Annotated in this window: 15 protein-coding genes and 1 tRNA gene; 7 read left to right on the top strand and 9 right to left on the bottom strand. The window is 65.2% G+C overall.

Going from position 1 to position 12,844, the window contains the following annotated elements; translation table 11 throughout:
• Positions 1-3: 3 nt before the first annotated feature.
• From EV656_RS06175 to purC, 5 genes are read right to left on the bottom strand one after another with little or no spacing between them, the layout of a single operon-like run.
• The gene (locus EV656_RS06175) at positions 4-1,335 is read right to left on the bottom strand and encodes a sigma-54-dependent transcriptional regulator (protein ID WP_132601003.1); all 1,332 of its coding nucleotides are present in this window, start codon (positions 1,333-1,335) and stop codon (positions 4-6) included.
• Positions 1,336-1,342: 7 nt separating this feature from the next.
• A complete protein-coding gene (locus EV656_RS06170; RefSeq protein WP_132601000.1) occupies positions 1,343-3,103 on the bottom strand; it encodes a sensor histidine kinase in 1,761 nt (586 codons plus the stop codon).
• A 46-nt stretch (positions 3,104-3,149) separates the two neighbouring features.
• Positions 3,150-3,818, bottom strand: coding sequence for a phosphoribosylformylglycinamidine synthase subunit PurQ (purQ, locus tag EV656_RS06165; RefSeq protein ID WP_132600997.1), 669 nt, complete (start codon positions 3,816-3,818; stop codon positions 3,150-3,152).
• A gap of 21 nt (positions 3,819-3,839) precedes the next feature.
• A complete protein-coding gene (gene purS, locus EV656_RS06160) occupies positions 3,840-4,079 on the bottom strand; it encodes a phosphoribosylformylglycinamidine synthase subunit PurS (RefSeq protein ID WP_132600994.1) in 240 nt (79 codons plus the stop codon).
• A gap of 14 nt (positions 4,080-4,093) precedes the next feature.
• The gene (gene purC / locus EV656_RS06155) at positions 4,094-4,855 is read right to left on the bottom strand and encodes a phosphoribosylaminoimidazolesuccinocarboxamide synthase (RefSeq protein ID WP_132600991.1); all 762 of its coding nucleotides are present in this window, start codon (positions 4,853-4,855) and stop codon (positions 4,094-4,096) included.
• Between the two features lie 198 nt (positions 4,856-5,053).
• Between purC and EV656_RS06150 the strand changes: the two genes are divergently transcribed.
• From EV656_RS06150 to EV656_RS06135, 5 genes are all read left to right on the top strand, one after another.
• The gene (locus EV656_RS06150) at positions 5,054-5,368 is read left to right on the top strand and encodes a DUF1476 domain-containing protein (RefSeq protein ID WP_132600988.1); all 315 of its coding nucleotides are present in this window, start codon (positions 5,054-5,056) and stop codon (positions 5,366-5,368) included.
• Positions 5,369-5,502: 134 nt separating this feature from the next.
• A complete protein-coding gene (bmt, locus tag EV656_RS06145; protein WP_132600985.1) occupies positions 5,503-6,513 on the top strand; it encodes a betaine--homocysteine S-methyltransferase in 1,011 nt (336 codons plus the stop codon).
• A 119-nt stretch (positions 6,514-6,632) separates the two neighbouring features.
• The gene (locus EV656_RS06140) at positions 6,633-7,337 is read left to right on the top strand and encodes a corrinoid protein (RefSeq protein ID WP_132600982.1); all 705 of its coding nucleotides are present in this window, start codon (positions 6,633-6,635) and stop codon (positions 7,335-7,337) included.
• 52 nt (positions 7,338-7,389) lie between these two features.
• Positions 7,390-7,548, top strand: a complete 159-nt coding sequence (locus tag EV656_RS16500; RefSeq protein WP_165918948.1) for a hypothetical protein — start codon at positions 7,390-7,392, stop codon at positions 7,546-7,548.
• On the top strand, positions 7,545-8,180 hold the full coding sequence (locus EV656_RS06135) for a DUF1638 domain-containing protein (protein WP_132600979.1): 636 nt from the start codon (positions 7,545-7,547) through the stop codon (positions 8,178-8,180). Before EV656_RS16500 ends, EV656_RS06135 begins: the two co-directional genes overlap by 4 nt.
• Before the next feature lie 91 nt (positions 8,181-8,271).
• Here the strand turns inward: EV656_RS06135 and EV656_RS06130 are convergent, their stop codons facing one another.
• Positions 8,272-8,703, bottom strand: coding sequence for a SufE family protein (locus EV656_RS06130; protein WP_132600976.1), 432 nt, complete (start codon positions 8,701-8,703; stop codon positions 8,272-8,274).
• Between the two features lie 128 nt (positions 8,704-8,831).
• On the opposite strand from EV656_RS06130, the gene EV656_RS06125 reads away from it, so the two are divergent.
• Positions 8,832-9,299: a hypothetical protein gene (locus EV656_RS06125; protein WP_132600974.1), complete on the top strand. Its 468-nt coding sequence runs from the start codon at positions 8,832-8,834 to the stop codon at positions 9,297-9,299.
• A 21-nt stretch (positions 9,300-9,320) separates the two neighbouring features.
• On the opposite strand, the gene rnd is transcribed toward EV656_RS06125, so the two are convergent.
• The 3 genes from rnd to purM form a co-directional block, all read right to left on the bottom strand.
• The gene (gene rnd, locus EV656_RS06120; protein WP_132600971.1) at positions 9,321-10,481 is read right to left on the bottom strand and encodes a ribonuclease D; all 1,161 of its coding nucleotides are present in this window, start codon (positions 10,479-10,481) and stop codon (positions 9,321-9,323) included.
• A gap of 90 nt (positions 10,482-10,571) precedes the next feature.
• Positions 10,572-11,162, bottom strand: a complete 591-nt coding sequence (gene purN, locus EV656_RS06115; protein ID WP_132600968.1) for a phosphoribosylglycinamide formyltransferase — start codon at positions 11,160-11,162, stop codon at positions 10,572-10,574.
• Positions 11,159-12,205 (bottom strand): phosphoribosylformylglycinamidine cyclo-ligase, encoded by a 1,047-nt coding sequence (gene purM, locus EV656_RS06110; RefSeq protein ID WP_132600965.1) that lies wholly within the window; start codon positions 12,203-12,205, stop codon positions 11,159-11,161. Before purM ends, purN begins: the two co-directional genes overlap by 4 nt.
• A 103-nt stretch (positions 12,206-12,308) precedes the next feature.
• Between purM and EV656_RS06105 the strand changes: the two genes are divergently transcribed.
• Positions 12,309-12,385: transfer RNA gene (locus tag EV656_RS06105), tRNA-Ile, on the top strand.
• The last annotated feature ends 459 nt before the right edge of the window (positions 12,386-12,844 follow it).

The raw sequence follows: 12,844 nt of genomic DNA, 5'->3' as shown, positions 1-12,844 counted from the left end.
GGATCACAGATAGGCGGAACGGCTAAGTCCGTATTTCGCCATCTTCTCGTTCAGGGTGCGACGCGGCAGGCACAACTCTTCCATGACCGCCGCGACGGACCCTTTGTGCCGGCGCATGGCGTTGTCGATCAGCATCCGCTCGAACGCCTCGACATATTCCTTCAGCGGCTTGCCCTCGGTGGTCATCACCGGCTGCGCGGCGGCATTGTCCGACATCAGCAGGCTGGCGATCGTCCCCGAACCACGACGGTTCTGCAGCACTGCGCGTTCGGCGATGTTGATCAGCTGCCGCACATTGCCCGGCCAGGGCGCCTGCATCAGCTGCGCGGCCTCCTGTGCGCTGACCTCGGGCGCGCTACAGCCGTATTCTTCGGCGAATTGCTCGGACAGACGGGTGAACAGGCTCAGCACATCCTCGCCGCGCGCACGCAGGGGCGGCAGGGTGATCCGCATCGCGGCCAGCCGGTAAAACAGGTCCGAGCGCAGCAAGTCCTCCAGCGTCTTGTCCTGTTCCTGCAGGTTGGACACTGCGATGATGCGCGTTTCCGCCGGGGTGCCCTGCGCATTGAGGAAGGTCAGCAACTGCGCCTGAAGCGGTTGCGACAGCGCCTCGACATCCTCCAGGCACAGGGTGCCGCCGCGGGCCTCTTCGACGGCGGGCAGCGCCGCGCCGTCGGTGGCGGGCCCGAACAGCCGCGCGGCCAGCGCATCGGGGGCATAGGCAGAACAGGCGACCTGCACGAACTTGCGCGCAGCCCGCGGCCCCACCGCATGCAGGGCATGGGCCACCAACGTCTTGCCGGTGCCGGTCTCGCCCTCGATCAGCACATGCCCGTCGGCCTGCCCCAGATCCAGGATATCCTCGCGCAGGCGCTGCATCACCGGGGATGAGCCGATCAGTTTTTGCACCATCTCCGGCCCGGCGGCCAGTTCCCGGCGCAGGGCGCGATTATCCAGCGTCAGGCGGCGGGTGCGCAAGGCGCGCTTGGCCAGTTCGGTCATGCGGTCGGGATTGAACGGCTTTTCCAGAAAGTCGAAGGCGCCGATGCGCATGGCCTCTACGGCCATGGGCACGTCGCCATGCCCGGTAATCATGATGACCGGCAGGCCCGAATCCGCGCTCATCAGCCGTTTCAGAAAGGCCATGCCATCCATGCCGGGCATCTTGATATCCGTGACCACGACGCCGGGAAAATCGGCGCCGATTTCTTTCAGCGCGTCCTCGGCGCTGGCATAGGTGGCGGTGTCGAACCCGCTGAGCGCCAGCCACTGGCTGATCGACTGGCGCATGTCCTGCTCGTCGTCCACGATGGCGATCTTCAGGGATTGAGGCATTTCCGCATTACTCCGCCGCTTCTATTCCACGCCCGAGAATGGGCAACTGCACCTCGAAGACCGCCCCGCGCTCGCGACCGTTGCGTGCGGTCAGGCGCCCGCCCAGTTCCGCCACGATGCCCGAGGATATCGCCAGCCCCAGCCCCACGCCGTCGCCGGCCGGCTTGGTCGTGTAGAAAGGTTCGAACAGGCGCTCGATCTCTTCTATGCCGTGGCCGTTGTCGCGCACCGTCAGCGTGGCCGTTTCCCCCGCCGACAGCAGGATGTCGATCTGGGGGTCGGAAACGGCGCGGGTGGCGTCCAGTGCGTTACGCAACAGGTTGATGATGACCTGCTCCAGCCGCAACCGGTCGCCCATCACCAGCACTTTTTCCCTTGGCACCGACCGCGTGATCGTCACGCGCCGCCGCTTCAGTTGCGGTTCCATGATCGACAGCGCTTCGGAAACGCTGGCGCGCAGGTCCATCGGCTCCACCGCGTCGGCGCCCTTGCGCGCATAGCTTTTCAGTTGGCGGGTGATGGCGCCCATCCGTTCGATCAGATCGTCGATGCGCTGGAACGAGGCCATCGCCTCGTCCGGGCGACGACGTTGCACCAGCAGGCGTGCCCCGGCCAGGTAGGTCTTCATCGCGGCCAGGGGCTGGTTCAACTCATGGCTGACGGCGGCGGACATTTCGCCCAGGGCCGCCAGCTTGGAGCTTTGCGCAAGGGTCTGCTCGGCGACCTCCAGGTTCTTTTCCGCGCGCTCGCGCTCGGCGATTTCGCGTTGCAGGCGGGCGTTCAACTCTCGCAATTCGGCGGTTTCGCGCTGGAACACCACTGATCGGGACTGCGCGCGCCGCGACAGCAGGTAAAAGCTGAGCGCCAGAAGGATGGCAAAGCCCATGATTTCCAGCGCCAACACCGCGTTCACCCGGTCGCGGATCGACATGTAAGAGGTGAAAGAGGTCATCCGCCAGCCGCGGAAGGGAATGCGCGCCTCGTTGCGCATCACCGCCTCGCCCCGCAGATAGGCGTCGGGCGGCAACGTGCCCCAGTCGGTGGTGGCCTGCAACGCACGCGCGATGGCCGAGGGCGGCGAGGTGACGGCCAGCGCGTCTTGCACCGTGCGACCCCGCCAGCGGGGTTCGGTCGCCAGGATGATCTGGCCCTCGCTGTCGGTCACCAGGATCGCATCTGAGATGCCGGCCCAGCTCTGCTCGAACTTGGCCAGGTCCACCCCCACCACGATCACGCCCAATTGCCGGCCGTCGGCCCGGATCGCACGGGCGTAGTTGAAGGAAAACGCCCCGGTATCCCGACGTGAGGTGATGAACACGGTTTCGTTGGACCGCTGCGCCTCGACAAAGACCGGGGTGTTACGCAGGTTCGTGCCGATCCGCGCGCGGTCCGTCGCCGCCACCACGCGGCCGGTATTGTCAAGCAGCCGCAGCGAGGCGGCGCCGATCTCGTCGACATAGGAAATCAGCCGCTGGGAACTCATGCTGAAATCGTCCGAGTCCAGCGCACCGATCAGCGTGGGGTCGCGTGACAGCAAAAGCGGCACCACAGAGGCGCGCTGCAACTCACTGATAATATTGCCGGAATACAGCGCCAGCCGCACCTCGGCGCGGTTGCGGGTGGTTTCTGTAAATCGCTCTGACAGCCAGCGGTTGGTGACCCAGACCGTCGCCACGGCCAGGCACAGCATCAGCAGCAGCGCAATCCGGACGTGCCACCCCCGACCCGGGGGCAGCGCCAGCCGGGCGGGGATGGTGCTGCGTGTCATGGGCAAAGGTTACGCCGCGCGCGCGGCCGGCTCAAGCGCCGCCCGCTCAGGCCGGCGCCAGGGCGCCGATCAGCCCCGTGAACATTGCAGCCCCGTCCGTGCCGCCATGGGCGGGTTCGGCGGCCCGCTCGGGGTGCGGCATCAGGCCAAGAACACGCCGGTTCTGACTGAGAATGCCGGCAATATCGTCCACCGAGCCATTTGGGTTGTCACGATAGGTGAAGGCAATGCGATCCTCGTCCCGCAGCATGGCCAGCGTGTCCGGGGCAGCGACGTAATTCCCATCGTGATGGGCCACCGGGATGGTAATGCCCTGCCCCTTGCCATAGTCGGCGGTAAAGGCGCTGTCAGTGGTTTCAACCGTCAGATCAACAGGTTTGCAGACGAATTTCAGGCCCGCGTTGCGCATCAGCGCGCCGGGCAGCAGGCCGGTTTCCGTCAACACCTGAAAGCCGTTGCAGATCCCCAAGGCGTAACCGCCGCGATGCACATGGTCGATCACCGCCGCGGTAATGGGCGAACGCGCGGCAATCGCGCCGCAGCGCAGGTAGTCGCCAAAGGAAAAACCGCCGGGAATGCCAACGATATCAACGCCCTGCGGCAGGGCGCTGTCCTTGTGCCAGACCATGGTGACATCGGCGCCCGCATTGCGGAACGCCACGGCCAGGTCACGGTCGCAGTTAGAGCCGGGGAAGACGAGAACGGCGGCTTTCATCGGGTCACTCCTGCGTCCGGCTCAGCCGATCTCGATGTCGTAGCGTTCGATCACCGTGTTGGCGAGCAGCTTTTCGCACATCTCGCGCACGCGGGCCTCAGCAGCGGCGGTATCGGTTTCTACCAGTTCCAGGTCGATCACCTTGCCCTGGCGCACGCCCTCGACCCCGTCAAAGCCAAGCGCACCCAGGGCATGGGCCACCGCCGCCCCCTGCGGGTCCAGAACGCCGTCTTTCAGCATGACATGAACGCGGGCTTTCATCGGCGGCGGTCCTTTCAGTTGATCAGCGTGGGCTTGGTGGCGTGGGTCACGTTGGAGGGCAGAACGCCCAACCGCCTGGCCACCTCGGTATAGGCGTCAGCCAGGTTGCCCAGGTCGCGCCGGAACACGTCCTTGTCCAGCTTCTGCCCGGTCTTCATATCCCACAGCCGGCAGGAGTCGGGGCTGATTTCGTCGGCCACGATCAGCCGCATGAAGTCGTTTTCCCAGATGCGCCCGATCTCGATCTTGAAATCGACCAGCTTGATCCCGACCGCCATCATCACGCCGGACAGAAAGTCGTTCACCCGCAGGGCCAGCGCGACCATGTCGTCCAGGTCCTGCTGGCTGGCCCAGCCAAATGCGATGATGTGTTCCTCGGTGACCAGCGGATCGCCCAGGGCATCGTCCTTGTAGTAAAATTCGATGATGGGACGGGGCAGCGCGGTGCCCTCTTCGATGCCCAGCCGCTTGGACATGCTGCCTGCGGCCACGTTGCGCACCACCACTTCCAGCGGAATGATCTCGACCGAGCGGATCAGCTGTTCGCGCATGTTGATGCGCTTGATGAAATGGGTCGGCACCCCGATCGCGTTCAGGCCGGTCATGAAAAATTCCGACAGGCGATTGTTCAGCACGCCCTTGCCCTCGACCACGTCATGCTTTTCGGCATTGAAGGCGGTGGCGTCGTCCTTGAAGTACTGCACCAGCGTCCCCGGCTCGGGGCCTTCGTACAGAACCTTCGCCTTGCCTTCATAGATCTTCTTGCGCCGTGCCATGGAAACTCCGGGTTCAGGGCGCACGGGCGGCGCCCGCGCGGTTTGGCTGCGCTTTTAGGGCAAGGCCGGGCCTGCCGCAAGGCGCGCGATGACGGGCCGTCCCCCGATGGGCGCGCTTTGAGCCCCGTGAAGGCTAGGCATCGGCGCGATATTCCCTTAAATGGCACGGAATACCAGATAACAGGAGGAGCAAGGCTGATGACCACCTTCGATGACCGCGAGAACGCATTCGAAAACAAATTCGCCCATGACTCGGAAATGCAGTTCAAGGCCGAGGCGCGGCGCAACAAGCTGCTGGGCCTGTGGGCGGCCGAACTGATGGGCCTGTCCGAAGAGGCCTCGCTGGAATACGCCAAGGAAGTCGTCAAGGCCGATTTCGAAGAGGTCGGCGACGAAGATGTCTACCGCAAACTGGCCGGCGATCTGGGCGACAAGGCGGATGAAACAACGATCCGCACCAAGATGACCGAACTGCTGGCCGTGGCCAAAGACCAGGTCATGAGCGAATCCTGAGCGACTGGATCCGCGGACCCGGCCTCAAGATCATTATGACGAAAACGCATTTGCGAAGGGTCATCGCCCATGGCACCCCTTTGCATCACCGGCGGCCCCCTGGCCGCCGCACTGATTCCGCGAGGAGTTGAAAGATGACCGACACGCTTTCCCGCATGCTGGCCAGCCGCGACTGGCTGATGGCCGACGGGGCCACGGGAACGAATTTGTTCAACATGGGGCTCAGCTCCGGCGACGCGCCGGAACTGTGGAACGTCGAGAAGCCGGACAATATCCGCGCGCTCTACCGTGGCGCGGTGGAATCCGGGTCGGACATCTTCCTGACCAATTCCTTCGGCTGCAACGCCGCGCGCCTGAAACTGCACGACGCCCAGAACCGCGTGCGGGAACTGAACCGCGTCGCCGCCGAACTGGGCCGCGACCTGGCCGACACCGCCGGACGCGAGATCGTCGTTGCGGGGTCCATGGGCCCCACCGGCGAAATCATGGAACCGATGGGCCCGCTGTCCTATTCCAGCGCCGTGGAAATCTTCCACGAACAGGCCGAGGGCCTGAAAGAGGGCGGCGTCGACGTGCTGTGGGTCGAAACCATCAGCGCGCCCGACGAATTCAAGGCCGCCGGCGAGGCCGCGAAACTGGCTGGCATGCCCTGGTGCGGCACCATGAGCTTTGACACCGCCGGGCGCACCATGATGGGCGTCACCGCCACCGATCTGGCGGAAATGGTCGACAAGCTGCCCTACCCGCCGCTTGCCTTCGGGGCCAATTGCGGTGTCGGGGCCTCGGACCTGCTGCGCACGGTGCAGGGCTTTGCCGCCGCCGGCACCGAACGCCCGATCATCGCCAAGGGCAACGCCGGCATCCCGCGCTACGAAGACGGCCATATCCACTACGACGGAACGCCAGAGCTGATGGCCGATTACGCCGTGCTGGCCCGCGATTGCGGTGCCCGCATCATCGGCGGCTGCTGCGGCACCACGCCCGAACACCTCAAGGCGATGCGCGAGGCCCTGGAAACCCGCCCCGCCGGCCCGCGCCCAAGCCTTGACGAGATCGCCGGAAAACTGGGCGGCTTCTCCTCGGCCAGCGACGGCACGGGCGAGGCGGCCCCCGCCCCAGCCCGCAACCGTCGGCGCCGCCGCTGAGGTCAAGGTCGCCCGCGGGATGCGCGATGTCGCAACCGGTCGAGTGATCGGCAAGAAAAGACTGAAGACTTGAGCAATCAAGGCGCGATCCACGCGCCACGGGAACCGGAGAACAAACCATGGCCGAGGAAGAAGACGATCTCATCCTCTCGGAACTGCCCGATGACGAACTTGTCCCGCAGATGGGCGACGACCTTTACGACGGCCTGAAGGACGAGGTCGCCGAAGGGGTGCAGATCCTGCTGGATCGCGGTTGGGCGCCCTACCGCATCCTGACCGAGGCGCTGGTCTCCGGCATGACCGTTGTCGGCAACGATTTCCGCGACGGCATCCTTTTCGTTCCCGAGGTGCTGCAGGCCGCCAACGCGATGAAGGCCGGGATGGGCCTTCTCAAACCGCTGCTGGCCGAAACCGGCGCGCCCAAGATGGGCAAGATGGTGATCGGCACCGTCAAGGGCGACATCCACGACATCGGCAAAAACCTTGTCGGCATGATGATGGAGGGCGCGGGCTTCGACGTTGTCGATCTGGGCATCAATACCGATGCCGACGAATATATCGACGCGCTGGCCCGCGAGCAGGCAGATATCCTGGGGATGTCGGCGCTGCTGACCACCACCATGCCCTACATGAAGATCGTCATCGACACGATGGCCGAGAAAGGCATCCGCGACGATTACATCGTGCTGGTGGGCGGCGCGCCCCTGAACGAGGAATTCGGCAAGGCCATCGGCGCCGATGCCTATTGCCGGGATGCGGCGGTCGCCGTGGAAACTGCCAAGTCGTTCGTCGCGCGGCGTCACAACCAGATGCCCGCGGGCTAAGCCCTTGCCGGGGCCGCCTGGCGGCCCCACCTCCCTAGCGGAGGAGGCCGTCATGCCATTTCACCGTTTCGCCGCGATCCTGTGCGCCGCTCTGGGGGCCGCTGCACTGACCGTTGCCCTGATAACCGCCCTGCCCGGCCATGGGATCGCGGTTCTTCTGCCGCTGGCACTCATCGGTGCGCTGGTGCTGCGGCTGGTTTCACGCAAATGAACCTCCCCGACGATGCGACCCTGACCGATCGCGGGCTGCCCCCGTCCGGCGCTGGCCGTGTGCTGGTGCTGGCCTGCGGGGCGCTGGCCCATGAAATCCTGGCGCTCAAGCGGATGAATGGCTGGGATCACCTTGACCTGACCTGCCTGCCCGCGATCTGGCACAACCACCCCGAACGGATCGCACCCGGCGTCGCCCAGGCCGTGGCCCGGCATCGCGCCGCCTATGACACGATCCTGGTGGCCTATGGCGATTGCGGCACCGGCGGGGGGCTGGCCCGCACCTGTGCCGAACTTGGCGTCCAGATGATCGAGGCCCCCCATTGCTATGCCTTTTTCGAGGGGACCGACCGCTTTGCCGCCCATGAGGACGAGGTCACCGCCTTTTATCTGACCGACTTTCTGGCCCGGCAGTTCGAGGCCTTTGTCTGGCGCCCCCTTGGTCTGGATCGCTTCCCCGACCTGATCCAGGCTTATTTCGGGAATTACGAGAAACTCGTCTACCTCGCCCAGACCGAGGACGCGGCACTCGACACACGTGCGCGGGAATGCGCGGCGCGGCTTGGGCTGGCCTATGAACGCCGCCTGACCGGCTACGGCGATCTCGAACGGTTCTTGACGCCGCGCGGCTGATCTTCTTCTTGGTCTAAATACCCAAAAGGAAAAATCTTCCCGAAGATTTTTCCGCCCGAAGGGTTTTTGTAAAAAAAACCCTTCGGCGCTGTCAGATTCCGGCCGCCGCGCCGGCGGCCTGTTCACGGATGCGTTCAACCATTGCCCGCAACCCATTGGACCGCTGCGAGGAAAGGTGGTCGTTCAGCCCCAGCCTGGCCAACTCGCCCCCGGCGTCGACCTTCAGCACCTCTGCCACCGGCAGGCTGTCATAGAGGGCGCGCAAGACCGCGATCAGCCCGCGCACGATCATGGCGTCGCTGTCCCCCTTGAAGCGATAGACCGCCTGCGGCCCGGCACCGTCGATATCGGCCATCAGCCAGACCTGGCTGGCACAGCCATCGACCTTGGTCGCAGGCACCTTGAACGCCTCTTCCAGCGGTTCCATGGTCCGGCCCATCTCGATCACGTGGCGGTACCGATCTTCCCAATCCTCCAGGAACTCGAAGGTTTCCACGATCTCTTCGAATGCCGCGCTTGCCATGGCCCTGTCTCCTTGCTGCCCCTTTCCCAATTATGCGCAACGCCGCGCAAGGTCCAGACCGGGGGAGATGCCCTTTTCAAGCCGCGCCGATTGGGCTACCGAAAGAGATACACAGATCCGGAGCTTTCATGCGCGCACCGCTCGTCATCCTCCTGTCCGCAAGCCTGGGCCTCGCCGCCTGTTCCACGGTAAAGGACTCGCGACTGAACCCCTTCAACTGGTTCGGGAACTCGCAGGAAACGCGGGTCAGGACCGCACCCGCCAGCGAACAGCCTGCCAAGGCCGATCCGCGTCAGCTGGTGGCTGAGATCACCGCCCTGACGATCGAGCGCATCCCCGGCGGCGCCATCCTGCGGGCGACCGGCCTGCCGCCGCGGCAGGGGTATTGGAACGCCGCGCTGGTCCCCGTCCCGGATGAGCGCGAGGGACTGCGCGTCTACGACCTGCGGGCAGAGGCGCCGACCGGGCAGACACCCGTCGGCCAGCCGCAATCGCGTGCAATCGACGTGGCGTTGTACCTGTCGGATCAGGATTTGGCGCCGATACGGCAGATCGTTGTGCGGGGCGCCCAGAACCAGCGCAGCACGCGCCGCTGAGGCGCGCGCCCTACACCTGCCCTATTCCGCCATCGTCACGACGATGACATCGTTGCCGCGCGCCGCCAGGGCGATTTCGCCCGCACACAGGCGCAGTGCGTCATTGCCAAAGACCTCTTTGCGCCAGCCGCGCAGGGCGGGCACGTCGCGCCGCCCGCCGGCGATGGCATCCAGATCCGCCGCCGTGGCGATCAGCTTTTGTGCGACACCTGCCTGTTCGGACTTAGCCTTCAGCAGAACGCGCAACAGATCCGCCAGGGCGGGGTTGACCTGCATCTTCTGGTTGCTGCGATCGACCTGGGGGTACTCTTCTGGCGGCACCTCCATCGCGGCGGTCACGGCCGCGACGATCCCCTCTGCGATCTCTCCGCGCCGCGCCTCGCGCAGCAGCAGCCGGGCCCGCGACAGGTCCGCCACGCCGGTCGGCTTGCTGGAGGCCAGCTCCAGCAGCGCATCATCCTTGAACACGCGGTTGCGCGGGATGTTCCGCGACTGGGCATAGGCCTCTCGGAAACGGGCCAATTCGCGGACCACGGCCAAGAACCGGCCCGATTGCGTGCGGGTCTTGATCCGCTGCCACGCCTCGGAGGGGCGCACGATATAGGTTTCGGGATCGGTCAGAACCCCCAGTTCCTCATGCAGCCACTTGGCCCGGCCGGTGCGTTCCAGTTCCGCGGCCAAGTGTTCGTAGATCATCCGCAGATGCGTGACATCGGCCAGGGCATAGGTTTTTTGCGCATCGGTCAGGGGGCGGCGCGACCAGTCGGTAAAGCGCGATGTCTTGTCCAGGTTCGCCTTGGCGATCTTGCGCACGAGGGTTTCATACCCGACCTGTTCGCCAAAGCCGCAGACCATTGCCGCAACTTGGGTATCGAACAGCGGTTCGGGAAAAACCTTGCCCTCGGTGAAGAAGATTTCCAGATCCTGCCGCGCGGCGTGAAACACCTTGACCACATCGCGGTTGCGGAACAATTCGAACAACGGTTCCAGTGACAGGCCTTCGGATAGCGGGTCGATCAGCACCGCCTCGCCCTCGTCCCCGGGCAGTGCCATCTGAACGAGGCACAGCTTGGCGTAATAGGTGCGTTCGCGCAGGAATTCGGTGTCGAGCGTGACATATGGCGCGCTGGCCGCCGCGTCACAAAATGCCGCAAGGTCTTGGGTCGTGGTCAGTGTTCTCATGGTCGCCCGTTTCGATTGCCGCAGTCCGGCACCCGCCCCTGATACGGAAAAGGCGCCGCCAATGAAAGGGCACATCGCCCGGCCCGTCGCTCAGGGCAGGTGCAGGGGCGTCCTGTCGCCTGCCGCGTAGCGGCGCAAAACCGCCGGATACAGCCGGTGTTCCATCGGCAGAACCCGCGCGGCCAGAGTGTCGGCGGTATCGCCTTGCAGGATCGGCACCCGCGCCTGTCCCAGCACCGGGCCGCCATCCAGTTCGGCGGTGACCTCGTGCACGCTGCACCCGGCCTCGGCGTCGCCTGCCTCGATCGCGCGGGCGTGGGTGTTCAGCCCGCGGTATTTCGGCAAAAGCGACGGATGAATGTTCAGCATCCGCCCTTCCCAAAAGGAAACGAACCCCTCGGTCAGAACCCGCATGAACCCCGCAAGGCACAGGATGTCGGGCTGAACCTTGTCCAACTCGGCCTGCAACGCGGCCTCGAACGCCGCGCGATCCTTGCCAAAGCGCTTGTGATCGACCAGCGCGGTGGGAATTCCAAGTGCTTCGGCCTTGGCCAGCCCGCCCGCACCCGGCACGTTCGACAGCACCAGAACGGGCCGCGCGGGGTGGTCGCCCACCATGCTTTCGGCCAGCGCCACCATGTTGGAGCCCGAGCCGGAAATCAGGATCGCGACGCGTTTCAAACCAGGCTCCCGCTGTAGCGGATGCCCTGCCCCGGCGTGACCTTGCCGATGCGGAACACGGTTTCCCCCTCTGCCGTCAGCAGATCCGCCAAGGCGTCGGCCCGGTCGGGTGCCACGGACAGCACCATGCCGATGCCGGAATTGAAGGTCTTCAGCATCTCGGGCTGGTCCAGTCCCGCGACCTCGCCCATCCAGGCAAAGACGCGCGGCAGATCCCAGGCGGACAGGTCGATGTCAGCGCCCAGCCCCTCGGGCAACACGCGCGGCAAGTTCTCGGTCAGCCCGCCGCCGGTGATATGGGCCAGCGCATGCACGCCGCCCGCCCGGATCGCGGCCAGCGCCGGTTTCACATACAGCCGCGTGGGCGTCAGCAGCGCCGCGCCCAGGCGGCCCTCGGCAAAGGGCGCCGGGTCGGTCCAGGCCAAACCGGCCCGTTCCACCACCTTGCGCACCAGCGAATAGCCGTTGGAATGCACCCCGTCCGAGGCCAGCCCCAGCAGCACGTCGCCCTCGGCCACCCCGGCGGGCAGATCCGCGCCGCGTTCCATCGCACCCACGGCGAACCCGGCCAGGTCGAAATCGCCGTCGCCATACATACCCGGCATCTCGGCCGTTTCGCCGCCGATCAGCGCGCAGCCCGCCCGCGAACAGCCTTCGGCGATCCCTTCGACCACCTGCGCGGCCTCGTCCACCGCCAGCTTGCCGGTGGCGAAGTAATCGAGGAAGAACAGCGGCTCTGCCCCCTGGCAGACCAGATCGTTGACGCACATCGCCACCAGGTCGATGCCCACGCCGCCAACCTGGCCGGTGTCGATGGCAATCCGCAGCTTGGTGCCGACCCCGTCGGTCGCGGCCACCAGCACCGGATCGGTGTAGCCCGCCGCGCGCAGATCGAACAGCGCGCCAAAGCCGCCCAGCCCCGCCATGACCCCCGGCCGCGCGGTGCGCTTGGCGGCGGGTTTGATCCGCTCTACCAGTTCGTTGCCCGCCTCGATATCGACGCCCGCCTGCGAATAGGTCAGACCGTTCTTGCGCTCGCTCATCGCCGCCCTCCTGATGTCGCGCATGCGTTAGCCGATCCCCCGCCGGCTGTCCACGCCCCCGCTTGACGCCCCGCGCGAGGCGCCCTAGGCAAAGGGTCAGGTCGGGCCTGTAGCTCAATTGGTTAGAGCAGAGCGCTCATAACGCTTTGGTTGGGGGTTCGAGTCCCTCCGGGCCTACCATTCCGATTATTTGTGCATGATTTACAATGACCTGTAGGCGACTGTGAGCAGCGGAAAAGTGACGTGGTCCATCTGGCCAGAGGTCAATGTTGGACCCGTACCGGTTCCGTTTCGGTCAGGTGAATATATTAAGCGGGCCGTTTTTCAAAGGCTACGGGTGATTTCCAACGTAAACCCCCGGTTTTAAGCGCCTTACGTTTTCATGCGGTAGCATTGAAAACTTTGGAAAAACTCTCGCTCAGGATTGTTCTGCGGGGCTGGGGCGGCGCTTCATCTCGGAACCGGTCGTGGCGGGAGGTCCGCCCGTTCCGCTGACGCGCCGCAACCGTCATTCATCAAGAGCCTGCCTTGTCATTCTTGCAAGGTAAGCCCCCGATTTGCACCGCCTGCCTGAAGGTGGCGTGATCGCCTAAGACACGTGCATAGCGACGTCGCAAATGACGTCTCTTACGTGGAGGG

This window comes from Rhodovulum adriaticum, assembly GCF_004345735.1.
In the GTDB taxonomy this organism is placed as follows: Bacteria; Pseudomonadota; Alphaproteobacteria; order Rhodobacterales; family Rhodobacteraceae; genus Rhodovulum; species Rhodovulum adriaticum.
Note: the sequence above shows the minus strand (reverse complement) of the source record. Positions and strands in the feature narration are given on the sequence as shown.